This window comes from Pseudomonas floridensis, from assembly GCF_002087235.1.
Taxonomy (GTDB): Bacteria; Pseudomonadota; Gammaproteobacteria; order Pseudomonadales; family Pseudomonadaceae; genus Aquipseudomonas; species Aquipseudomonas floridensis.
Map to the genome: position 1 here is coordinate 20,874 of NZ_MUIO01000097.1, position 22,208 is coordinate 43,081.

The following is a 22,208-nucleotide window of genomic DNA, read 5'->3' on the forward strand; positions in this document are numbered from 1 at the left end:
TCAGGCTTTCAGTGGTTTGCGTGCCTGGGCTGCCTGTTCTTCGTTCGATGGCGCTAACCAGTTTTTCGGCAGGTTGATGTAGTCCACCAGCTCGCGAAGCCGGCCCTGATTACGTCCAGTGAACGTGAATGCCAACCGTTTCAGATGGCTGTATTGCGCTTCGTCATGTTCTTCACCCTGATAGCCATGCTGTTGGAAATTTTCGCTAAGGCACAGATCGGCGAACGCGTCCTGCAGGTGATGGAGTGCTTGCTCGCTGAGTGGGTGGTGCATGCGAATCACGAAGGTGTTCTTCAGCCAGCGGCTGGAATGGTAGTTACGGTAGAACTGGCTGATTTCCTCGACCGCTTCGTCGGGGCTGTAGACCAGCCGCATCAGCTTCATGTCCGCCGGCAGGATGTAGTGATTGTCCTGCAGTTGGGTCTTGATGAAGTCCAGCGCGCTTTGCCAGAAGCTGCCGCCTGGTGTATCCAGAAGTACGATGGGCACCAGCGGGCTTTTCCCGGTCTGAACCAGTGTTAGCACTTCCAGGGCTTCATCCAGCGTGCCAAAGCCACCCGGGCATAGCACCAGGGCATCGGCTTCCTTGACGAAGAACAGTTTACGTGTGAAGAAAAAGTGGAACGGCAGCAGGTTTTCCGTGCCTTCAACCGTTGGGTTGGCATGTTGTTCGAAGGGCAGGGTGATGTTGAACCCCAAGCTGTGCTTCAGACCCGCGCCAGCATGGGCCGCCGCCATGATGCCGCCGCCTGCGCCGGTGATGACCATCATGTCGGATTGCGCGAGCTTTTCACCAAGCTCCGTGGCTTGTGCATAGAGCGGATGTTCAACGGGCGTGCGGGCCGAGCCGAACACCGTGACCTTGCGCCGACCCTTGAAGCGTTCCAGTGCGCGGAAAGCGCTGTCGAGTTCGCGAAGGGTTTGCAGGGTAATCTTGGCGTTCCAGCGATTGCGATCATCTTGCGCCATGCGCAGGACGGTCAGCATCATGTCTCGGTAAAGTGCCAGGTTCTGGCTGCCGGGGGCGACCTGATGGATGTGCTCTTCAATCTTGCTGGTCAGGTTCAGCCCGTTGCTTTGAAAGTGTTGCGACAGAAGATCGTTAGGTACATACGGCATTCAAGATTTCTCCTCCTGCAGAATCACTGATCCGGTTTTGGCAAACTGGCAGGAACGACATCGCGCCATCGCCCGATCGTATGGATTCCGTCTGTTTCCTTGGGTCAAGAAACGATTGATGCACAGGGGCGTGTCACTCCTGTTGCCCTTGTGCCTGAAAATTAAAGCTCAGCTGTAGGAAATTTATAGCGCCAGCCGGTCTTTCCTGTCGAGTCGATGATGGGCCGGTTGCTTCTAAAAGGCCATCGACTCGACAGGCGTCTTCAGGAGCAAGGCGTTGCAGGATGTCTCGAAATGAGTACAGCGTGCGCCTGACGGGCAGGCGCACAGGAGGGATGAGTCAGGCTGTTTATTTTTTCGGTTTGACCGTGCAGTCCGAGGCCTGGAAGGTCTGGGTGACGATCTGGCTGTTGGTCTTGTACTCGGTGAACTGATACTTGAGTACGGCACCTTTGGTCATCAACTGACGGAAGCCGTTGTTGTGGCAAACGCTGTTGCCCAGTTGATTGCGCATCACGTCCGGGTTAGCACGCATTTGCTGCGCCAGGCCTTCGCGTACGCTCAGGTGGTTGATCAACTCGTCGCCATTGACGGTGTAGCCCTGATCCAGAATGTCTTCGTTGATCGCCCGAGGCGTACCAACGCTGCTTTCCTTCGCGACTTTTTCCAGCATCTTGCTGAGTTCGAACTCCTGCTTCGACGCCGCTTGGGCGCACAGCGGAGCAACGAGCAAAAGCGTAAGGGTAGGGGCGATGAGGCGCAGCATTAAACTCTCCTGATTAAGTAGCTGGCCGTTGGACCAGCGACTTCAAAGTGCGTTCCGGGATAACCTGCCGACTGCGGGTTGCAAGGCGCAGCAGTATAAGACAGGACTCTTCACACAGCCTAGGGTTGAACGGTCAAGGCTCTGATAAACTGCGCGCACTTTCCTTATGGCTGCCGGGTTCTCGTGGTGTCGATGCATTCTTTCAGTTGGCGCGCTCTGTAATGGGTCACGCTGTTTCCCGCCTGCGCGACGAGCGTCTGGCCCGCAGTACCAAACCCTTTATCGCGCGGGGTTCGCGTGCACCTCGCTGCCCGGATTGCCGGGTCATCTTCAGCTACTGTCTATGTGCATGGCGTCCAAAAGTCGCCGCCGACTCGGGCATGTGCCTGCTCATGTACGACACTGAGCCGTTGAAACCGACCAATACAGGCTGGCTGATCGCCGATGTCATCGAGGATACCCATGCGTTTGGCTGGTCCCGCATTGACGTGGATGAGCAGTTGCTGGCGTTGCTGGATGATCCACAGTGGCAGCCGTATATCGTTTTTCCCGGCGAATTCGTCGCCAGGGAACGGGTGGTCACTGAGGTGGCACGGGTAGAGGGCAAGCGTCCGTTGTTCATTCTGCTGGACGCGACCTGGACCGAAGCGCGCAAAATGTTTCGCAAAAGCCCGTATCTGGAGAGATTTCCGGTGCTGAGTCTGGAGCCTGAGCAGATCTCGCGCTACCGCCTGCGCCGTTCCAGGCGCGACGACCACTTCTGTACGGCCGAAGTGGCCGCGCTGTGTCTGGAATTGGCGGATGATGTCAGTGCCAGTAGCGTATTGGATGCTTATCTGGATGTATTCAGTGCCCATTATCTGGGGGCCAAATATCAGCGGCCGGTTGATCCGGACGATGCGGCTCATACTCATCTGAAAGCTTTTTTATAGGCACTGAAGCCTCTGCTCCCGCACCTGTTGGCTGATTGCCATCTCATCGTCGCAGGTCAGGCGCTTCACGCTTGACCGGCATGGTGTTGCTGGGCATGCTTGGCGCCGCTTGGACGCCGATTCACCGGGTTTGGCGCTGCGCCTGCCCATCTGGGTAATGTGAATTTGCCGGCATTTGCGAATGCCTTGCTGAGCGATCCGCGTTGCGGGTCCTCACTATGAAAACAGGATCAACACATGACCTACGACATCCTGATTGCCGACGATCACCCCCTGTTTCGCAGCGCGCTGCGTCAGGCGTTGAGCATCGGGCTGGGACCCGACGCGCGGCTGGTCGAGGCAGAGAGCATTGCCCAGCTGGAGTCTCATCTGGCGCAGAAGGCTGACTGGGATCTGGTGCTGCTGGACCTGAATATGCCCGGCGCGTATGGCTTCTCGGGTCTGGTCCTGTTGCGTGGGCAATACCCGCAGATTCCTGTGGTGATGGTCTCAGCGCAGGAAGAAGCGTCGATCGTGGTTCGATCCAGAGAGTTCGGTGCCAGCGGTTTCATCCCCAAATCCAGTTCTCTGGAGGCGATCCAGCATGCGGTGCGCACAGTGCTGGAAGGCGATGTCTGGTGGCCGCCGCAGGTCAATGAAGTCATCAGTGTGTCGGACGAAGCCAAGGCGGCCAGCGCCGGTCTCGCCAGTCTTACCCCGCAACAGTTCAGGGTGTTGACCATGGTCTGTGAAGGGCTGTTGAACAAGCAGATCGCGTTTGAGCTGAGTGTTTCCGAAGCCACGATCAAGGCTCACGTGACCGCGATCTTTCGCAAGCTTGGCGTACGGACCCGGACCCAGGCCGCGTTGTTGTTGCAACAACTCGAATCCATTTCAGCCAGCTAACGGCCAGTCAGATAAATGTTCACGCTTTTTTGACCTGTGTTCCCTTAGCTTTTCTCATCCTCACTGTACAGCAGCCTCTCTATGTCGCCCTTCAAAGGCCAAACCGGTCTGAAACGCATCTTCAATGCCGCAGGTTATTCGCTCGATGGTCTGTCCGCCGCTTTCAAAGGCGAGGCGGCGTTCCGTCAATTGGTCCTGCTCAATGTCGTACTGATCCCTGTCTCTTTTTTTCTGAATGTCAGCAAAGGCGAACACGCGTTGCTGGTTGCGGTATGCCTGCTGGCATTGATCGTCGAACTGCTCAACTCGGCCGTCGAAGCGGCCATCGACCGGATCTCGCTGGACCTGCATCCCCTGTCCAAGAACGCCAAGGACATGGGCAGCGCCGCACAGCTGATTGCCCTGAGCATGATCGGTCTGGTGTGGGGCATCGTTCTGTTCGGCTGACCGGCAGCCCGCTGTTCAGTACAGGCTGGGCAGTACGATCTCGTCACTGCGTTGCACCCCTGCGGTGAACGCCCGGCAGAGTTCGAGGAACTCGCGCATGGCAGACGTCTGGTATTTCTGCTTGTGCCAGATGAAGTAGAACTGTCGCGACAGGTCCAGATCCGGCGTCGCGAGTTCGACCAGATTGCCGCGACGAAACGCATCGCGCAGCGCCAGCCTTGAAATGCAGCCGATGCCCAGTCCGGATTCCACCGCTCGCTTTATCGCTTCGGTGTGCTCCAGTTCCAGCTTCACATTCAGGCCATTGCGATGATGCCGCATGGCCTGATCGAACGTCAGCCGAGTACCGGAGCCCTGTTCACGCAGGATCCAGGCTTCATGCGTCAGTTCCTCCAGCGTCGCCTGGCCACGCGTGGCCAACGGATGTTGCGGCGCGCAGAACACCACCAGCTCATCCTCCACCCAGGATTGCACTTCAATGTCGGGATGGCTGCAATCGCCTTCGATCAGCCCCAGATCGATTTCGTAGTGCGCCACCTGCTGCACGATGTGTGCGGTGTTCTGGACGTGCAGCTTGACCTGACTTTCCGGGTGGCGCTGCATGTAACCGCCAATCAGCAAGGTCGCCAGATAATTGCCTATGGTCAGCGTCGCCCCGACCGCCAGCGAGCCGAAACCCGATTTGCCGTTGAGCAGGTCTTCGATCTCCTTGGCCTGATCGAGGAGGGCGACAGCCTGCGGCAGCAACTGGCGGCCGGTGGCATTGAGGCTCAACCGCTTGCCGGCACGGTCGAACAGCTGGCAGCTGGATTGACGTTCCAGTTCGGTGATCGACGTGCTGGCCGCCGACTGCGAGAGCGAAAGCAGCACAGCCGCGCGCGACACGCTTTCCTGCTGGGCGACGGCGACAAATACCTGAAGTTGACGGAGAGTGAATCGCATATCTATATAACCGATTACCCATATCTTGATAATTCATTTAACAGATATTGTGTCTGCCACTAGAATGTCGCGCAATAGCGCTGTGCCCCTGCGCGCACGAAATATTCAGGAGTTCCCACGTACATGAGCAACATGAACCACGAGCGTGTCCTCAGCGTCCACCACTGGAACGACACCCTCTTCAGTTTCAAGTGCACCCGCGACCCAGGTCTGCGCTTCGAGAACGGTCAGTTCGTCATGATCGGTCTGCAGCAGCCGAACGGTCGTCCGCTCATGCGTGCCTATTCGATCGCCAGCCCCAACTGGGAAGAGCATCTGGAGTTTTTCAGCATCAAGGTGCCGGACGGTCCGCTGACTTCGCAGTTGCAGCATTTGAAGGAAGGTGACGAGATCATCATCAGCAAAAAGCCTACGGGCACGCTGGTACTCGACGACCTCAAGCCGGGCAAGCATCTTTATCTGTTGAGCACCGGTACCGGTCTGGCGCCGTTCATGAGTGTCATTCAGGACCCTGAAACCTACGAGCGTTTCGAAAAGGTGATCCTATGCCACGGCGTGCGGTACGTGAATGAAGTCGCCTATCGCGAGTTCATCACCGAGCATCTGCCACAGAACGAATTTTTCGGCGAAGCGCTGCGCGACAAGCTGATCTATTACCCGACCGTCACCCGCGAGCCTTTCGAGAACGAAGGGCGCCTGACCGATCTGATGCGCAGCGGCAAGCTGTTCAGCGACATCGGTCTGCCGCCGATCAATCCTCAGGACGACCGCGCCATGTTGTGCGGCAGCCCGAGCATGCTCGACGAGACCAGCGAAGTGCTCAACAGCTTCGGTCTGACCGTTTCGCCGCGTATGCGTGAGCCTGGTGATTACCTGATCGAGCGTGCATTCGTCGAGAAGTAAGACCGGTTGACTAAACCCGCCTCGTCCTTGTCTGGATGAGGCGGGTTTTTTTTTGTCCCGGGTTTTGCGCCGGGGCTACTTCCAGCACGCAGATGACGCCGGGCTCCGGGTAGTGCCAGCGCACGTCCAGATCCCAGAACTGTGCGCCGTAGCGGCGCTCGGGCGTAGGCACTTGATAGGCCGGGCGTGGATCCTGAGCCAGACACTGTTCGATCAATTCGGTCAGCGGCTCGCCCAGTCGCAAGGCATGTTCATGCGCCTGAGTCAGAGCGACGTTCTGCCAGCGCACAGGGATCAGCGCCGGTGCTGCGCTGGCGATGAGGTTGCTGGCGTCGTCGATCATGTCGGCGTAGGGCACGTAGGGTTTGATGTCCAGCACAGGTGTGCCGTCCAGCAGGTCGATGCCTGACAACCACAAGCGGCCGGCCTCGACCTTATCCAGTTTGACCACGGACTGGCCGATGCCATTGGGGCGATGGGTGGCGCGCGTGGCGAATACACCCATAGACTGGTTGCCACCGAGGCGAGGCGGTCGTACTTTCAGGCGCGGCTTGTCTTCCAGGGCGAGATGAAACATAAACAGCAGCCACACATGGCTGACCTGTTCCAGCCCTTGCACCGCGTCGCTCTGATTGAACGGCGCGACCAGTTCAAGCACGCCACGCGCCGCTGGCGCCAGATGTGGCTGGCGCGGAATGGCAAATTTCTCCTTGAAGCACGAGCGCACATAGCCGACAGGCGAAACGGTGTAGGTCATGGTGTACGACGGCTCAACCGCGAACGCGCAGGGTCAGGCCCTTGAGGAAGTTGCGCAGCAACTGGTCGCCACATTCCCGATAGTTGGTGTGGCCCACTTTGCGGAACAACGCGCTCAGTTCGGGCTTGGACACCGGGAAATCGACCGATTTGAGAATCGCATGCATGTCGTCTTCTTTCAGTTCGAAGGCGACGCGCAGCTTCTTCAGTACGATGTTGTTGGTGATCGGCAGGTCAATGGGCTGAGGTGGACGACTCTCGTCCTTGCCGCGCTTGAAGTAGACCAGACCATCCAGAAAGTGCGCCATGAACTCATCGCTGCAGTCCAGATAGCCTTCTTCTTCCTCTTTCTTCATGAACGCGACAACGTCGCTTTTGGCAACTTCGAAGCCAGTCAGTCCGGTAATTTCGACGATCTTGCTGTCGCTGATATCGAGCATGTAGCGCACGCTGCGCAATACATCGTTGTTCATCATGAGGCGTGAGTCCTGTAAGTCTTTTGAGGGCGCGCGATCACATCGCACGCGCTGTGTAATGAGGGGGTTAGAACTTTTCCTTGGTGGTCATGTAGCGCCATTGGCCTTCGGGCAGCTTGCCCATCGACACACCGCCGATGCGGATGCGGCGCATGGAGACAATCTTCAGGCCGACCGCCTCGCAAAGCTGGGCGATAACACCGGGCTGCGGGTTCTTCATGGCGAAGCGCAGACGGTTTTCGTTCTGCCAGCTGGCCTTCACTTTCGGCAGTTCCTTACCCTTGTAGGTCAGGCCGTGGTTCAGGCGATTGAGGCCGTGCGGAACCATCTCACCGGAGATTTCCACCACATACTCCTGCTCGATCTTGCTGCGGTCGTCGGTGAGTTTGCGGAGGATTTTCCAGTCCTGGCTGAATACCATCAAACCGCTGGCGTTGTCCTGCAGGGTGGAGATCGCCTCCAGACGCAGAAAATGACCCTTGAGCGGTCGCTTGCCATAGCTGTGTTCTTCAGAAAGCGTACCTGGGGTGATCATCTGCAATGCGCTTTCGACGGTGGCCGAGGCCGGTTTGTGCAGAATCAGGGTAACCGGTTCGGGCGAGTCGGCCCTGGCGTCCGGACTCAGCTCTACCTTCTGAGTGTCGACCTTGAACTGCGGTTCTTCGACCACTACGCCATCCACGGTGACCCAGCCGCCTTCAATGAACAGTTCAGCCTCCCGGCGGGAGCAGCCGACCAGATCGATGAGGCGTTTGGAGAGGCGAATGGGGTCTGTCATGAAAGAAGCCGTTAACTGATGAGAAAGGCGCCATTGTAACCGCCTGCGTCGGGTTAATCGCGGCAACATTGCAAATGCACCGCCAGCGACTTCATTACCGTCGATTCAGGCGCATTCTGAGCATTGGATAAGGATTGCCCAGACCATCCACTTCGGAGCGGCTGACCACCTGAAAGCCGTGTTTGAGGTAAAAACCCAACGCCTTCGGGTTCTGTTCGTTCACATCCAGTTCGTGAATGTGAAAGTGCGAGATGGCGTAAGTCAGCAGTTGCGTCCCCAGGCCTTGTCCTCTGTGTGCCGGATCGATGAACAGCATGTCCAGCTTGGCGCGGTTAACCCCGGCAAAGCCGCTGATGGCGAGTTGCGCATCGCGTATGCAGAAGAGCGTCACGCTGTCCAGGTACTGCCTTAGCAGCAGATCCTTCAAGAGCGTGATGTAGGCATCCGGCAGAAAATCGTGGGTCGCCCGGACCGAGCGCTCCCATACATCCACCAGTTGCGGGTAATCGTTCTTGTCTGGAAAGTAGAGCTCCATCACGTGTGCTCCCGTGGACCTGTCTGTGCATAGACCGCGAGATTAAACGAAAAAGCCCTGCCGTTTTGAAGGGCAGGGCTTTTTCAGGCGACAGGTCACGGGATCAGATGATTTCGGCCCACAGGTCGTATTCGTCTGCATCCGTGACGCGGCACATGATTTTGTCGCCGGGTTTAACAGTGCTGTCGTCTTCCAGACCGATGAACACGTTGCCGTCGATCTCGGGTGCGTCGAAGAAGCAGCGGCCTACCGCGCCGCGTTCATCGACCTCGTCGATCAGCACTTCGATCTCACGGCCGATCTTCATCTGCAGGCGCGCAGCGCTGATGGCCTGTTGATGGGCCATGAAACGGTCCCAGCGGTCCTGTTTGACGTCGTCCGGCACGACGGCGGCGTCCAGCAGATTGGCCGGCGCACCTTCAACGGGCGAGTACTGGAAGCAGCCCACGCGGTCCAGTTGCGCTTCGGTCAGCCAGTCCAGCAGGTACTGGAAGTCCTCTTCGGTTTCACCCGGGAAGCCGACAATGAAGGTCGAGCGAATGATCAGGTCCGGGCACTGTTCGCGCCAGTTCTTGATGCGGGCCAGGGTCTTGTCTTCGAACGCCGGACGCTTCATCAGCTTGAGGACCTTGGGGCTGGCGTGCTGGAAAGGGATGTCCAGGTACGGCAGGATCTTGCCAGCGGCCATCAGCGGGATCAGTTCGTCGACGTGCGGGTACGGGTAAACGTAGTGCAGACGAACCCAGACACCCATGGAGCCCAGCGCCTGACACAGCTCGGTCATGCGGGTCTTGACCGGCTGGCCATCCCAGAAACCGGTGCGGTATTTGACATCGACGCCGTAGGCGCTGGTGTCCTGAGAAATGACCAGCAGTTCCTTCACGCCGGATTTGACCAGGCGCTTGGCTTCATCCAGCACATCGCCCACCGGACGGCTGACCAGCTTGCCACGCATCGACGGGATGATGCAGAAGCTGCAACTGTGGTTGCAGCCTTCGGAAATCTTCAGATAAGCGTAGTGACGTGGGGTCAGTTTGATGCCTTGTGGCGGCACCAGATCGATCAGCGGATTATGATCGTGACGCGGCGGCACCACTTCATGCACGGCATTGACCACTTGCTCGTATTGCTGCGGGCCGGTCACCGACAGAACGCTGGGGTGCACGTTGCGAATGACGTTCTCGTCCACGCCCATGCAACCGGTCACGATCACTTTGCCGTTCTCTGCCAGCGCCTCGCCGATCACTTCCAGCGATTCAGCCTTGGCCGTGTCGATGAAGCCGCAGGTGTTGACGACAACCACGTCGGCATCTTCGTACGTGGGGACGACTTCGTAACCTTCCATGCGCAACTGAGTCAGGATGCGTTCGGAATCGACGAGCGCTTTCGGACAACCCAGAGAAACGAATCCAACCTTGGGGGCGGATGGCGTGGTGACGGTGGACATGGCGAACCTCGGCGTGAAGAGTGCCTGGACAACACGCGCAGGCACCGATTGGGCGCTTGGCTGCGCCTCTGATCAAAAAGTGCGCAATTCTAGCGGTGAGCGGACGCGATGACCAGCGTTTGGACAAGATTTACGACGAGTGCTGGCAGGGAGCCGCACTGTTAGCGATATGCAGGTGTCGCAGAGGGGGTCGCCACGGCGCTGACGCCTTGTCGTTGCTGGTTCCTGATGCAGTCATCGAGTCGATCCTCAGGTTGAGGATTCGCTCTGTCCGATGTCGTCATTCACTTCCGCTTTTTTAGTGCCGGATTGTCTGTGTCAAATCCGTGTGCCGCCAGTGCCGTTTTAAGTATGGCGTCCAGCGGTCCCTCAAGTTTAGAGCGTCTACAATAACGCGTGTTCTGCTAAGTCCGTGGCTCTCCTGTTTTTTATCAGCGTCCTCGGCATAGGAAAAACCACGTCCGGTCGACTGCATACTCAGCGGTGTATGTTCGATGAAACCATCTGCTGATATACCGCTCAGCGTTCTCAATTCCTCTGCCAATCGCGCCGCCGTTTCAATATCGCCATTTATATAAAGGATGGCGGAGTCCGTCCGTTTGCCGTAGTTGGCCGGGCCCGCGACTTTGCCCGAGGTCACGGACTTTTCCTTCTCGATCAATGCACACATTGCGCGAGCCAGCTGTGTCGCATACTTGGGTTGTACGCCCACAGTGAGGCGTCCGGTATCTTTGCCGGGAGCGCGTTCTTTTCCGGCTCAAGTCGATAGAAACCGACCCTGGATTCTGCGCGTTCAGCCATATATGCATCCAGATTCCGTTCTTTGACACGCAGATGATCCTGGCTCTGCGGGCGGATGATCAGTTGACTCTCGTTATTAAGCGTTCGTAAGGCCTCCAGGTAGTGATACTGCTGCCTTGGACCCATAGGTAGCGTGCCTGGAACGTTGTTTTTATACATCTCATAGATGGTGTACTCGTCGCTTAAACCCGCTTTCTCAGCGGCTTCTGCCCACTATGGCTTGATCAGGTTCCATGCCCGACTCACAAAAGATCCTTCCCTTCGCGCCTTGCAAGGCGTGGTAAGTGCGTTTGAGTGGCTGGGCGGGGCGCTGGCCTGCGCTGTGTCATAACGATGATGAGCCCCTCTTGCCGTGTTAGGGAGAGAATTACCTGCACCTCTGCGTTATGCTTCGCGCCATTGTGTCGAGGCGTGTCAATGTCTGGGCGGATCTGAATTGTTACGCGTTGTGAAGTTCATAGTGCTTTGAGCCTCATGTCTGGTTTCCGGGAGTAGTGGATGAGTCAAGCAAACAGTCATGCAGGTGCTGCAAGTACTGCAAAACCCATCGGGTTGCTGGTCGCGGCCGTGGGTGTGGTATATGGCGATATCGGCACCAGTCCGCTCTACACACTCAAAGAGGTGTTTCAGGGTGGATACGGGGTCGAGGTCACGCATGACGCGATTCTGGGTGTGTTGTCGCTGATTTTCTGGTCGCTGATCTGGGTCGTGTCTTTCAAATACATGGTCTTCATTTTGCGCGCCAACAACCAGGGCGAGGGCGGCATCATGGCCTTGACGGCGCTGGCGCGGCGGGCCACTGCCAAGTACCCCAGACTGCAGATGCTGATGGTGGTGTTCGGTCTGTTCGGAGCTGCGCTGTTTTACGGCGACAGCATGATCACGCCCGCCGTTTCGGTGTTGTCGGCGATGGAAGGCCTGGAGTTGGCGTTCGATGGCCTGGAACACTGGATCGTTCCGATGGCGCTGGTGGTGCTGATCGGGCTGTTCCTGATTCAGCGACACGGAACCGCGCGCATTGGTGTGCTGTTCGGACCGGTGATGGTCACCTGGTTCGTGGTGCTCGGTGCGCTGGGCGTCTACGGCATCATGCAGTCCCCGGAAGTGCTCAAGGCGGTGAATCCTGCGTGGGGGGTGCGCTTCTTCATTATTCATCCGGGTATCGGCGTTGCGATCCTCGGCGCTGTGGTACTGGCGTTGACCGGTGCCGAAGCCTTGTATGCAGACATGGGGCATTTCGGGCGCAAGCCGATCTCCCGGGCCTGGTTCATCCTGGTACTGCCCGCATTGCTGCTCAACTATTTCGGTCAGGGTGCGCTGGTGCTCGGCAATCCTGAAACCGTGCGCAACCCGTTCTACCTGCTGGCTCCGGGCTGGGCGCTGCTGCCGCTGATCGGGCTGTCGACCATGGCGACGATCATTGCCTCGCAGGCGGTGATTTCCGGTGCGTTTTCGATGACCCTGCAGGCGATTCAGCTCGGCTACATCCCACGAATGTATATCCAGCACACGTCCAGCGATGCGCAGGGCCAGATCTACATTGGTGCCGTCAACTGGGCATTGATGGCGGGTGTGATCATGCTGGTGATCGGTTTCGAGTCGTCCGGCGCACTGGCCTCGGCCTATGGCGTTGCGGTGACCGGAACGATGCTCTGCACCACCATTCTGGTGTCGTCGGTGATGCTGCTGTTGTGGAAGTGGCCGCCGTTGCTGGCCATTCCGCTGCTGGTGTGCCTGCTATTGGTAGACGGTCTGTTCTTTGCGGCCAACGTGCCGAAGATTTTTCAGGGCGGGGCTTTTCCGGTGCTGGCGGGCGCGGCGCTGTTCATCCTCATGACCACCTGGAAGCGGGGCAAACAGTTGCTGGCCGAGCGTATTGATGAGGGCGGCCTGCCACTGCCGATCTTCATCGGCAGTATCCGCGTGCAGCCGCCGCATCGGGTGCAGGGCACGGCAGTGTTCCTGACAGCCCGTTCCGATGCCGTGCCTCACGCGTTGTTGCACAACATGCTGCACAACCAGGTGTTGCATGAGCAGGTAGTGCTGTTGACGGTGGTTTACGAGGACTCCCCGAGGGTGCCGGCGCAGCAGCGCTTTGAGGTGGAGTCGTACGGGGAAGGATTCTATCGGGTGATCCTGCATTTCGGTTTCATCGACGAGCCTGACGTCCCCGCTGCGCTCGCCCTGTGCCATCTGGCGGAGCTGGACTTCAGCCCAATGCGCACCACGTACTTCCTCAGTCGCGAGACGGTGATTCCGTCCAAGATGGTCGGCATGGCTCGATGGCGCGAGGCGTTGTTCGCTTTCATGCTCAAGAACGCCAATGGCAACCTGCGTTTCTTCAAGCTGCCCTTCAATCGGGTGATCGAACTGGGGACGCAGGTCGAGATGTAAGCTTCTGGCCTCACGGCTGATCAGCTAATAAAAATCCCGGCGACCTCACGGTGCCGGGATTTTTTTGGACTCGGGAAACGGACCGGTTATTGAGCGCTGGTCTGAGTGCCCGTCTTGCCCTGACGCTTGTTGATGGCGTCGATCAGGCGCTTGGCCAGAGCCGGGTAGTCTTCGTCAAAGTGATGGCCGCCCGGTAGCTGAACAGCTTCGCCCACGGCAGTGGTGTCGGTACAGCCGCTGTCTTTCTTTTCTTCGATGCCGTATACGCAGAGCACCTTGGCAGCCGGTAGCCTGGCCATCTCCGGCCCGGTGGTCGCCTCTTTGCCTGCGTTTCCGAGCCAGCCGTCGACGTGGATTTCGAAGCTGCCGGAGCGGGCGAAGGCCAGCAGGATAATAGCGTCGACACGGTTCTGATCGTCCGTGGCCAGTCGGTTATAGATCGCTGGCATGACGTCTGCACCGAACGAGTAACCGGCCAGAATGAAGCGCTTGGTGCCCCATTTCTGGCGATAGTGGTTCATCAGGTCGGTGAGGTCGACAGCGGTCTGCTCCGGCGTCTTGTGCTCCCAGTAGTAGCGCAGCACGTCGATGCCGACCACCGGGTAGCCCATTTTCGCCATATCGCCTGCCACGACCTTGTCCAGGTCGCGCCAGCCGCCGTCGCCGGACATGAACAGCGTGACGGTATCGGAAGGCTGGCTGGCCGGTACTTCGACGACCGGAATGCCCAGGCCGCCGCCGTCGTTTTCACCGAGCAGCAAATGACGCAGTTCGGTATTCAGCACCTGTGGCAACGGAATGTCGTAGTCACTGATGCTGGTGTCGGCGTTGCTCTGATCGCGCACGAAGGCTGCGCTCGGATCATCCGGCGCGTCGTTCCATGCGGCCAGCCAGTGGCCATGCGGCGCCTTCTGTGGCAGTGGCACGTCGCAGATGCGAGGCGGGGTGTCGCCTTCTTCCACGACTGGCGGCGGGTTGGAGACATGTTCCAGGGCGAAGCCTACGGAAATGGCCTGTGCCTTGTCGTCGGTCTGCGTGGCCAGCCAGCGCCACGCCAGCGTTGCGCCGGGGCCAATGCCGCCGACGACAAGCGCCGGGCCGTCAAGTTTTTCAAGTGCGCTTTGAAAGGTCTTCTGTTGTATCACGCAGTCATCTTTGGGCAGCACCACCTGAACGATGCGAGCCGACGCGTCTTTGCTGATGGCCAGCAACTGTTTGTCAGTGAGCATTTCTTCAGCGGTAACGGCCAGTGCGATGCGCGTCTTGATCCGTGTTGCCGGTGTCACGCTCGTCAGTGGAGCGCCGTCATCCAGGTTCAGGTGTTCAAGGTCGGCGGGCGGGGCAGGGCGGCTCCAGATCCAGACGCCCAGTGCAACGATTAAAAGAACAATTACCAGAGCTGCGAGCAAAATGCGCCAGGAGCGTCGAATCATCAGCGTTTCACCAATCCAGTCAGGCCGCCCGCAATCAGGGCGGCAGTGTCAGCCAAGGCCACGAGCGGATCGAGTCCGGCGGGCACGGCCATATAACGAGGTTCCCAATCAGGCTGGAACTTGTCCTTGAAGCGGCGCAGACCCTGGAAGTTGTAGAGCTGCTCGCCGCGGCGGAAGATCATTGATCCCAGACGTTGGGTCAGTGGCGCACCGCGTCGCGGTTGCAGGCCCGACAGGGGCACCATGCCCAGGCTGAAGCGTGCGTAGCCCTGGGCTTTATAGTGCTGAATCAGGCCCACCATCATGAATTCCATGGTCAACTTGGGCGCGTCAGGGTGTGAACGCATCAGGTCCAGACTGGCCAACTGGTGACTGTCGGTTTCCAGAAGGTTGGAAAACGCGACTGGTTTGCCCTGGAAGTGAACGATGGCGATACGGAAGTACTTGAGGTAATCGGGGTTGAAGCGGCCCAGCGAAAAGCCTTTCTCGCGCACGTTCTTGCCAGTCAGCCAGGCGTCGGAGATTGCCCTCAGCTCATCGATTGGCGCTTGGCCCGGCTCGTAGATCTCCAGTGAAAGACCGTCCCGGCCCCCGCGATTCCACGTATAGCGCAGGTCCTTCATCTCTTTGCCTTTGGCATCGATGTCGAAGGTCAGCAGGTTGACGCGTGCTTCTTCGCCCAACTTGATGGCGGTCAGCCCGATGTCCATGTAGAACGGCAGGTTTTCGGCGCGCACCTGGTAGAACACGGGCCGTGCATGGTGCACGTCGCACAGGTCACGGAATTGCCAGATCAACTCGGCACGCTGTTGCGTCGGGCCGATCGGGTCATAAAGTGCCACAAGACTGCGACCGCGATGCGAGTACATCAGGAACGCATTGCCCGCTGGGTGAAACAGGATTGCCTTGTCACCGGTCAGCACCAGGCCTCCATCAGGCTGATTGGAGGCTTTGAGAATCGCGGCGGCTTTATCCAGGTCAGTGGCGTCGGGCAGCTTGATCACCGGCCGTGCCGTGCGCAGCAGCCAGGTTAGCGAGACCACCACCAGCAGAACGGCACTGCCCAGTGCCGACCGAAGACCGCGCGGTGCATCGGCATCCAGGGTGAATTGCCACCACAGCTGATGGCTGTAAGGCACGTCCTGGTAAGCGAACAGCAACAGCCAGATCGACGCGCCGACCACACAAACGCTGGCGATCAGATAGAGCGGCGAGAAGGGCACTTCGAACAGTCGGCTCGGGCGATAGAACGAGCGGCGGAAGGTCATCAGCAAGACGGCGGTGAGCAGCAGAAGGCTGGCTTCCTCCCAGTCAAAGCCTTTCAGCATCGACAGCACCGCTCCCACCACGAGCAGAATCACCGTCAGTATCCATGCAGCGGACAATCGCCGGCGCAGACCTTGAGCGAGCAGCAGGCACAGAACGCCCACCAGACTGGCCCCGAAGTGCGACGCGTCGATCAGGCGATGGGGGATCATGAAGCCGACGTTTTCCAGTCGGGTATCGATTTCAGGGGTGGCACCAGAGAAGAGCAGCACCACCCCCGACAAGAAAACCAGGAGTGCCAGGATCGGTGCCGCCAGCCCTGACGCAACACGCATCGCCTGTCGGGTCGGAAGCAATCGCTGTGCTTCAGTGAACAGCAGCGTCAGGCACGCCAGCAACAGCGGCAGCACCACGTAGATCAGGCGGTACAGCAGCAGCGCAGCGGCCAGTGGTGCAGCGCCCAGCTCATTGGCGAAGGCGGCCAGCAGGATCGCTTCGAAAACCCCGACGCCGCCCGGCACATGGCTGAGTACGCCTGCGGCCAGTGCCAACAGGTAAATCAGCATGAACGCGCCCAGCGGCGGCGCGTGAGGCAGCAGCATATAAAGCACGAGAGCGGCCGCGGCGACGTCCAGAGCCGTGATCACCAATTGGATCAGTGTCAGGCGCAGGTTTGGCAGGCGCAAGGTGCGGCGACCGAGGCGCACCAGAATATTGTGGGGAATGTCCTGCTCCGGCAGGCGGCGGCGGTAGACGGCGACGGCCAGCAAAATACTGCCGACCAGCACTGCTGTCGCGACCACGGCGAGGACCTCGACCGGAAGTTTGAGGGCCAGCGATGCGCCGGACAGGTTGCTCAAGGTCGCCAGTGCGGCGAGCGGTGGTAAGGCGCAGCCCAGCGAAAGGCTGGCGAACACTGTCATGCGGGCAATTTCAATCGCGCCGATGCCATGCCGGGAATACAGGCGATAGCGCACCGATCCGCCGGACAGCATCGACAGCCCGACCGCATTGCCGATGGCAAACGAGGTAAAGCCACCGAGAATGAGCGTTTTGGTCGGCAGGTCGACGTTTGCATAGCGACTGGCAGACAACTCGTAACCCATCAGGATCACATAGCCGATGATCGCTGCCAGCAGTGCGCCGCCCAGAGAGGGCAGGGGCACTGCAAACAGCGCGTCATGCAGCGCATACCAGTCCATCTCGATCAGCATGTGCCGACAGGCGATAAGCGCCAGTCCGAACAGCAGCAGCATGACGGCCAGTCCGATGGGCTGACGGTACTTGCTCAGCAACTCGCGCCAGCTCAGGCGTGCGGGTTTGCCAGGTTGATCGGCATTTACTGCTTCATTGGAATCTGACGTGTTGTCGCGCATCAATCACTCCTTGGATCGTGCGCGACAGGATGGAGGTATACAGCCAAGTTACCAATCCCTACGCAAAAAATATTTCAGGATGTTAGCGCGTCAACGCCTAACGAGCGAATAGCGAATAGACCGGGTCGCCGCTGTTCAGCCGTGATTCAGGTCTGATTCAGCTTAGCTATAAGCCTATCGGCAGGATGTGAAAAAACTGTCGCAAATGAAAACATTGCGTGACGGCAGTGATGATAGGGCTTCAGCGCCTGGATCAAATAGTCTTTTTTGTCAGACAGTTACGGGTGATGCGAGAGGATTTTTCATCAGGCACAAAAAAGGCCGCTCTTTCGAGCAGCCTTTCTTGATGTTTGGTTGCGGGAGCCGGATTTGAACCGACGACCTTCGGGTTATGAGCCCGACGAGCTACCAGACTGCTCCATCCCGCGTCTGTGTGGCGGCATTCTACAGCCGAACACCAAAGTGTCAAGTCTTAATGCTGGAAATCTGAAAATAACTCTGATCCGCAGGCTGTTCGGCAATAAGCGTTTGCCTGCGGTTGAGGCGTGAACAGAGGTTTTATCGACGCGCACAAAAAAGGCCACTCTTTCGAGTAGCCTTTTTTGATGTTTGGTTGCGGGAGCCGGATTTGAACCGACGACCTTCGGGTTATGAGCCCGACGAGCTACCAGACTGCTCCATCCCGCGTCTGTGTGGCGGCATTCTACAGAGAGTTGGCGGGCTGTCAACGTTTAGTTTTGAAAAACTGCTTTTCCTTCAAATGGTTAGCGAGACGAAACGCAGGGGAGAATGACTGTTGACGCCCGTTCTATGGGGCTTTCAGCACTATTGGCATGGCTAAAAAGCCATCTGGGTTGCCATTTCATCGCCCATCTTCAGGACGGACGTGTCACGAATTGATAGCAGTGAGATACTGCGCGGCCATGGATATCAAAATCTCATCAGGTCATGACGCAGCGCAAAATCATCCACATCGACTGTGACTGCTTTTATGCAGCCATCGAAATGCGCGACGACCCCAGTCTTGCCGCCAAGCCACTGGCGGTAGGGGGCTCGGCGGAGCGGCGAGGGGTGATTGCGACCTGCAATTACGAAGCACGCGCTTACGGTGTGCGTTCTGCGATGTCTTCCCGTCATGCTCTCAAGCTCTGTCCGGACCTGACCATCGTCAAGCCGCGCATGGATGCCTATAAGGAAGCGTCGCGGGAAATCCAGACCATCTTTCGCGATTACACCGACCTGATCGAGCCCCTGTCCCTGGACGAGGCTTTTCTGGACGTGTCCGACGCGAGCCACTTCTCGGGCAGTGCGACACGTATCGCTCAGGATATCCGGCGCAGGGTGTCGAATCAGTTGCACATCACCGTCTCAGCAGGCGTGGCACCCAACAAGTTTCTGGCCAAGATCGCCAGTGACTGGAAAAAGCCCAACGGACTGTTTGTGATTACGCCCGATCAGGTCGAGGATTTCGTTGCTTCGCTGCCCGTCAACAAGCTGCATGGAGTAGGCAAGGTCACCGCTGACAAACTGGGGCGGCTGGGTATCGTTGACTGCGCGGATCTTCGCAGCCGGAACAAGCTTGCGCTGGTCCGCGAGTTCGGCAGTTTCGGCGAGCGGCTCTGGAGTCTTGCCCACGGCATCGACGACAGGCCTGTGGAGAATGACAGCCGACGGCAATCGGTCAGTGTGGAAAACACCTACGACAAGGATTTGCCTGATCTCGCCAGCTGCCTTGAAAAGCTGCCGGCCTTGCTGGAGACACTGAGCAACCGAATGGCACGCATGGAAGGCCAGTACCGCCCCGGCAAACCGTTCGTCAAAGTCAAATTCCATGATTTCACGCAGACCACGCTGGAGCAGACCGGTGCGGGCAGAGACCTGGGCAGCTATGAGCAACTGCTGTCGCAAGCCTTCGCGCGGGGAGGGAAGCCGGTTCGGCTGTTAGGCGTGGGTGTGCGGTTGCACGACTTGCGCGCCGCGCATGAGCAGCTTGAGCTGTTCGCACGCTGACAGTCGGCAATCCTGAGGCTCCGCGCAAGCACGGAGCCTCAGGACTCAAGGTGCTTCGGCCGGGACTGCAACCAGGCGGCCGGCGTCCTTGGCGAGTGACTTCAGAAACTCGTTCTGCAGTTGCGGATCGTTGCGGGTCAGCTCGATGAGGCTTTGTTCAAGCTCGCTGGCCTCTTCTTCAAGACCCAGGTCCGACAAACGCTTGACCCGATGCACCCACTGGCTCACTTCGTCATCTTCCAGATCGTCGTAGATCAATGCGTGGGCCTCCAGAAGTTTGCCACGCAGCGAGTGGCTGATGGGCAGGCTGGCGTTGGCGTGAGCATTATCCTGCTCGTCTTCTACATTTATATAGAGACGCGTGACGCGACTCAGGTCCTGCTCGGCAAACGGGCTGTCCAGCAGGTTCAGGCGCAGCACGCCGTTGCGGTCGGTGGCCATCTCATGGGTTTCATTGCCAGCCTTGACCATCACCGAGCGCTCGTTCCAGGGCAGGGTCGAGTTCTCGATGCGTTTGTCCTTCTGGACTTCATCGATGCCGGCCAGGTTCTGCTGGGCGCGACCGTGGGACGGGGCGTTCATGAACGGGTTCAGTCCGGCGACTCCGTAGCTGATCCAGTCCTTGGTCACGCTCTCGGGCAGACTGCCCAGCGCGAATACGTTGACCACGTTGGCACCCACGCCAGCCACGACCGCGACGGCACCCAGCGGAATCTCATAGATTTCCCGCCAGGGTTGATAAGGGGTGTAGCGATCATAATGACGCGTTACTTCGAAGTCGGTGACTTCGAACGATTTGTGCTCGTGAATGCGCACACGACGTTGGGGCAATTCCAGCGTCTTGGGCTCGCCGATATCGACCTGCAGCGTATGCTCGAGCAGTTTTCGCTCGACGCGTTCTTCGTGCTCGCTGCGCTGCGACAACTGATTGGCGCAGCCGCCGACGAGGAAGGTGCCGCAGAGAACGGCGCTGCCGAGGCTTAAGGTGCTTCGTTTGAGCATGGGATCTCTTGATGCGGATGGGGCAGGTGATGAGTAACGCGCCGACGCAGGTCGGCGCGCCTTCCGACTCAGCGTTTCACGCGGCCCTGGATGAACGACAGCACGTCAGCGACCGCAATGGCTTGCGGTTGCGACTCGGTACGGCTCTTGTATTCCAGATTCCCTTCGGCCAGGCCGCGGTCGCTGACAACGATGCGATGCGGGATACCGATTAATTCCATGTCGGCAAACTTGATGCCGGGGCTGGTTTTCTTGTCGCGGTCGTCGAGCAGCACTTCAAAACCGGCGGCTTTCAGATCGGCGTACAGTTTGTCTGTGGCTTCACGCACGGCGTCGGTTTCATAGCGCAGCGGTATCAGGGCGATCTGGAACGGTGCCAGGGTGTCGTTCCAGATGATGCCGTTTTCGTCGCTGTTCTGCTCGATGGCTGCGGCGACGACGCGGGATACGCCAATGCCGTAGCAACCCATCGACAGGTTCACCGGCTTGCCGTTCTCGCCCAGCACCTGGCACTTCATCGCTTCGCTGTATTTGGTGCCCAACTGGAAGATATGGCCGACTTCGATGCCGCGTTTGATTTCCAGCGTGCCTTTGCCATCCGGGCTTGGGTCGCCTGCAACGACATTGCGCAGGTCGGCGACGGTCGGAACCGGCAGATCGCGCTCCCAGTTGACCCCAAAGTAATGCTTGTCGTCGATATTGGCGCCGACACTGAAGTCGCTCATCAGTTCGACCGAGCGATCGATGACGCATGGCAGTGGCAGATTGAGCGGGCCCAGAGAACCTGCGCCTGCGCCAATGGCGTCACGCAGTTCGGCTTCGGACGCCATGACCAGTGGACTTGCGACCTGCTCGAGTTTGCTGGCCTTGATCTCGTTGAGATCATGATCGCCACGAATGATCAGCGCTATCAGCTTGCCTTCTTCCGCCGCATGCACCACCAGTGTCTTGACGGTTTTTTCGATTGGCAGGTTGAAGCCTTCGACCAGTTGCGCAATGGTCTTGGCGTTCGGCGTGTCCACCAGGCGAAGCTCTTCTGTAGCGGCAGGGCGGGAGGTCTCGCGCGGCACCGCTTCGGCTTTCTCGATGTTGGCGGCGTAGTCGGAGCCGTCGCTGAACACGATGTCGTCTTCGCCGGATTCGGCCAGCACGTGGAATTCGTGTGAACCTGCGCCGCCGATCGAGCCGTTGTCAGCTTCGACAGGACGGAACTTCAGGCCCAGGCGCGTAAAGATGTTGCTGTACGCCTGGTGCATGCGGTCGTAGGTTTCCTGCAGCGACGCATGATCGGCATGAAAGGAATAGGCGTCTTTCATGACGAACTCGCGGCCACGCATCAGGCCGAAACGCGGACGGATCTCGTCGCGGAATTTGGTCTGGATCTGGTACATGTTGATCGGCAACTGCTTGTAGCTATTCAGCTCGTTGCGCGCCAGATCAGTGATGACCTCTTCATGGGTCGGGCCCAGGCAGAAGTCACGATTGTGGCGGTCCACCAGACGCATCAGCTCCGGGCCGTACTGTACCCAGCGGCCGGATTCCTGCCACAGTTCCGCAGGCTGGATACCAGGCATGAGAATTTCAAGCGCGCCGGCGGCGTCCATTTCTTCGCGGACGATGGCTTCTACTTTACGCAGCACGCGCAGGCCCATCGGCAGCCAGGTGTAAAGGCCTGAGGCCAGCTTGCGGATCATGCCGGCACGCAGCATCAGCTGATGGCTGACCACGACCGCGTCGGAAGGGGTTTCTTTCTGTGTGGCGAGCAAAAATTGACTGGTGCGCATGGTTGGCCGTTGTCGGTTGCTGAGACTGGAAATGACTCGCGATTGTACGGTGATGTGCCGGTCGCGTACAGGGCGGGACGGGCGGTGCGGTTGTGCGCAAGTGCGTTCGAGGGGGGCAATACAGAAAGCCCGGCATGTGCCGTAATGCTGTTCACT

The 22,208-nt window shown here is 58.7% G+C and carries 18 protein-coding genes, 2 tRNA genes and 1 pseudogene; 6 read left to right on the forward strand and 15 right to left on the reverse strand.

Going from position 1 to position 22,208, the window contains the following annotated elements:
- Together BZK31_RS22740 and BZK31_RS22745 are read right to left on the reverse strand one after the other, a co-directional pair.
- Positions 1-1,119 carry an LOG family protein gene (locus BZK31_RS22740; protein WP_083185558.1) on the reverse strand — a complete coding sequence of 373 codons (1,119 nt, stop codon included), beginning with the start codon at positions 1,117-1,119 and terminating at the stop codon, positions 1-3.
- Positions 1,120-1,468: 349 nt separating this feature from the next.
- Positions 1,469-1,885 (reverse strand): quorum-sensing-regulated virulence factor family protein, encoded by a 417-nt coding sequence (locus tag BZK31_RS22745; protein WP_083185559.1) that lies wholly within the window; start codon positions 1,883-1,885, stop codon positions 1,469-1,471.
- 221 nt (positions 1,886-2,106) lie between these two features.
- Between BZK31_RS22745 and BZK31_RS22750 the strand changes: the two genes are divergently transcribed.
- The 3 genes from BZK31_RS22750 to BZK31_RS22765 all read left to right on the forward strand — a co-directional run bounded on the left by BZK31_RS22750 (position 2,107) and on the right by BZK31_RS22765 (position 4,149).
- A complete protein-coding gene (locus BZK31_RS22750) occupies positions 2,107-2,817 on the forward strand; it encodes a tRNA-uridine aminocarboxypropyltransferase (RefSeq protein WP_083185576.1) in 711 nt (236 codons plus the stop codon).
- A gap of 237 nt (positions 2,818-3,054) precedes the next feature.
- Positions 3,055-3,702, forward strand: coding sequence for a response regulator transcription factor ErdR (gene erdR, locus BZK31_RS22760; RefSeq protein ID WP_083185561.1), 648 nt, complete (start codon positions 3,055-3,057; stop codon positions 3,700-3,702).
- Between the two features lie 81 nt (positions 3,703-3,783).
- A complete protein-coding gene (locus BZK31_RS22765) occupies positions 3,784-4,149 on the forward strand; it encodes a diacylglycerol kinase (protein ID WP_083185562.1) in 366 nt (121 codons plus the stop codon).
- A gap of 15 nt (positions 4,150-4,164) precedes the next feature.
- On the opposite strand, the gene BZK31_RS22770 is transcribed toward BZK31_RS22765, so the two are convergent.
- A complete protein-coding gene (locus BZK31_RS22770; RefSeq protein ID WP_083185563.1) occupies positions 4,165-5,091 on the reverse strand; it encodes a LysR family transcriptional regulator in 927 nt (308 codons plus the stop codon).
- 123 nt (positions 5,092-5,214) lie between these two features.
- Here BZK31_RS22770 and fpr point away from each other — a divergent pair, with 123 nt between their 5' ends.
- Complete coding sequence (gene fpr, locus BZK31_RS22775; protein ID WP_002554680.1) at positions 5,215-5,994, forward strand: ferredoxin-NADP reductase; 780 nt, start codon at positions 5,215-5,217, stop codon at positions 5,992-5,994.
- Between the two features lie 10 nt (positions 5,995-6,004).
- Here fpr and tsaA read toward each other — a convergent pair whose 3' ends face one another.
- The 6 genes and pseudogenes from tsaA to BZK31_RS22810 all read right to left on the reverse strand — a co-directional run.
- Entirely contained in the window at positions 6,005-6,751 is a 747-nt protein-coding gene (gene tsaA / locus BZK31_RS22780) for a tRNA (N6-threonylcarbamoyladenosine(37)-N6)-methyltransferase TrmO (protein WP_083185564.1), read from the reverse strand.
- 13 nt (positions 6,752-6,764) lie between these two features.
- Complete coding sequence (locus BZK31_RS22785) at positions 6,765-7,226, reverse strand: YehS family protein (protein ID WP_083185565.1); 462 nt, start codon at positions 7,224-7,226, stop codon at positions 6,765-6,767.
- A gap of 67 nt (positions 7,227-7,293) precedes the next feature.
- Positions 7,294-8,004, reverse strand: a complete 711-nt coding sequence (locus BZK31_RS22790; RefSeq protein WP_083185566.1) for an rRNA pseudouridine synthase — start codon at positions 8,002-8,004, stop codon at positions 7,294-7,296.
- Positions 8,005-8,098: 94 nt separating this feature from the next.
- Positions 8,099-8,539, reverse strand: coding sequence for a GNAT family N-acetyltransferase (locus BZK31_RS22795; RefSeq protein ID WP_083185567.1), 441 nt, complete (start codon positions 8,537-8,539; stop codon positions 8,099-8,101).
- Positions 8,540-8,642: 103 nt separating this feature from the next.
- Positions 8,643-9,986, reverse strand: a complete 1,344-nt coding sequence (gene rimO / locus BZK31_RS22800; RefSeq protein WP_083185568.1) for a 30S ribosomal protein S12 methylthiotransferase RimO — start codon at positions 9,984-9,986, stop codon at positions 8,643-8,645.
- Between the two features lie 298 nt (positions 9,987-10,284).
- Positions 10,285-10,719: pseudogene (locus tag BZK31_RS22810) on the reverse strand (T3SS effector HopA1 family protein); the annotation flags it as partial.
- A gap of 566 nt (positions 10,720-11,285) precedes the next feature.
- Between BZK31_RS22810 and BZK31_RS22820 the strand changes: the two are divergent.
- Complete coding sequence (locus tag BZK31_RS22820; RefSeq protein WP_083185570.1) at positions 11,286-13,181, forward strand: potassium transporter Kup; 1,896 nt, start codon at positions 11,286-11,288, stop codon at positions 13,179-13,181.
- 86 nt (positions 13,182-13,267) lie between these two features.
- Here BZK31_RS22820 and BZK31_RS22825 read toward each other — a convergent pair whose 3' ends face one another.
- The 4 genes from BZK31_RS22825 to BZK31_RS22840 all read right to left on the reverse strand — a co-directional run bounded on the left by BZK31_RS22825 (position 13,268) and on the right by BZK31_RS22840 (position 17,943).
- Positions 13,268-14,614, reverse strand: a complete 1,347-nt coding sequence (locus BZK31_RS22825; protein ID WP_083185571.1) for a virulence factor family protein — start codon at positions 14,612-14,614, stop codon at positions 13,268-13,270.
- Positions 14,614-17,256, reverse strand: coding sequence for a bifunctional lysylphosphatidylglycerol flippase/synthetase MprF (mprF, locus tag BZK31_RS22830; protein WP_083185572.1), 2,643 nt, complete (start codon positions 17,254-17,256; stop codon positions 14,614-14,616). Before mprF ends, BZK31_RS22825 begins: the two co-directional genes overlap by 1 nt.
- Positions 17,257-17,607: 351 nt before the next feature.
- A tRNA-Met gene (locus BZK31_RS22835) sits at positions 17,608-17,684 on the reverse strand.
- Positions 17,685-17,866: 182 nt separating this feature from the next.
- Positions 17,867-17,943 (reverse strand) — tRNA-Met (locus tag BZK31_RS22840).
- A gap of 261 nt (positions 17,944-18,204) precedes the next feature.
- Here BZK31_RS22840 and dinB point away from each other — a divergent pair.
- Positions 18,205-19,266: a DNA polymerase IV gene (gene dinB, locus BZK31_RS22845; RefSeq protein ID WP_083185573.1), complete on the forward strand. Its 1,062-nt coding sequence runs from the start codon at positions 18,205-18,207 to the stop codon at positions 19,264-19,266.
- A gap of 45 nt (positions 19,267-19,311) precedes the next feature.
- Here the strand turns inward: dinB and BZK31_RS22850 are convergent, their stop codons facing one another.
- On the reverse strand, positions 19,312-20,268 hold the full coding sequence (locus tag BZK31_RS22850) for a hypothetical protein (RefSeq protein WP_083185574.1): 957 nt from the start codon (positions 20,266-20,268) through the stop codon (positions 19,312-19,314).
- Positions 20,269-20,336: 68 nt separating this feature from the next.
- Entirely contained in the window at positions 20,337-22,052 is a 1,716-nt protein-coding gene (locus BZK31_RS22855; RefSeq protein WP_083185575.1) for a proline--tRNA ligase, read from the reverse strand.
- Positions 22,053-22,208 lie beyond the last annotated feature (156 nt).

Bases quoted from the DNA above. Each gene is read 5' to 3' on its own strand.
- BZK31_RS22740 (WP_083185558.1), bottom strand. From the start codon at position 1,119: ATGCCGTATGTACCTAACGATCTTCTGTCGCAACACTTTCAAAGCAAC.
- BZK31_RS22745 (WP_083185559.1), bottom strand. From the start codon at position 1,885: ATGCTGCGCCTCATCGCCCCTACCCTTACGCTTTTGCTCGTTGCTCCG.
- BZK31_RS22750 (WP_083185576.1), top strand. From the start codon at position 2,107: ATGGGTCACGCTGTTTCCCGCCTGCGCGACGAGCGTCTGGCCCGCAGT.
- erdR (WP_083185561.1), top strand. From the start codon at position 3,055: ATGACCTACGACATCCTGATTGCCGACGATCACCCCCTGTTTCGCAGC.
- BZK31_RS22765 (WP_083185562.1), top strand. From the start codon at position 3,784: ATGTCGCCCTTCAAAGGCCAAACCGGTCTGAAACGCATCTTCAATGCC.
- BZK31_RS22770 (WP_083185563.1), bottom strand. From the start codon at position 5,091: ATGCGATTCACTCTCCGTCAACTTCAGGTATTTGTCGCCGTCGCCCAG.
- fpr (WP_002554680.1), top strand. From the start codon at position 5,215: ATGAGCAACATGAACCACGAGCGTGTCCTCAGCGTCCACCACTGGAAC.
- tsaA (WP_083185564.1), bottom strand. From the start codon at position 6,751: ATGACCTACACCGTTTCGCCTGTCGGCTATGTGCGCTCGTGCTTCAAG.
- BZK31_RS22785 (WP_083185565.1), bottom strand. From the start codon at position 7,226: ATGATGAACAACGATGTATTGCGCAGCGTGCGCTACATGCTCGATATC.
- BZK31_RS22790 (WP_083185566.1), bottom strand. From the start codon at position 8,004: ATGACAGACCCCATTCGCCTCTCCAAACGCCTCATCGATCTGGTCGGC.
- BZK31_RS22795 (WP_083185567.1), bottom strand. From the start codon at position 8,539: ATGGAGCTCTACTTTCCAGACAAGAACGATTACCCGCAACTGGTGGAT.
- rimO (WP_083185568.1), bottom strand. From the start codon at position 9,986: ATGTCCACCGTCACCACGCCATCCGCCCCCAAGGTTGGATTCGTTTCT.
- BZK31_RS22820 (WP_083185570.1), top strand. From the start codon at position 11,286: ATGAGTCAAGCAAACAGTCATGCAGGTGCTGCAAGTACTGCAAAACCC.
- BZK31_RS22825 (WP_083185571.1), bottom strand. From the start codon at position 14,614: ATGATTCGACGCTCCTGGCGCATTTTGCTCGCAGCTCTGGTAATTGTT.
- mprF (WP_083185572.1), bottom strand. From the start codon at position 17,256: ATGCGCGACAACACGTCAGATTCCAATGAAGCAGTAAATGCCGATCAA.
- dinB (WP_083185573.1), top strand. From the start codon at position 18,205: ATGACGCAGCGCAAAATCATCCACATCGACTGTGACTGCTTTTATGCA.
- BZK31_RS22850 (WP_083185574.1), bottom strand. From the start codon at position 20,268: ATGCTCAAACGAAGCACCTTAAGCCTCGGCAGCGCCGTTCTCTGCGGC.
- BZK31_RS22855 (WP_083185575.1), bottom strand. From the start codon at position 22,052: ATGCGCACCAGTCAATTTTTGCTCGCCACACAGAAAGAAACCCCTTCC.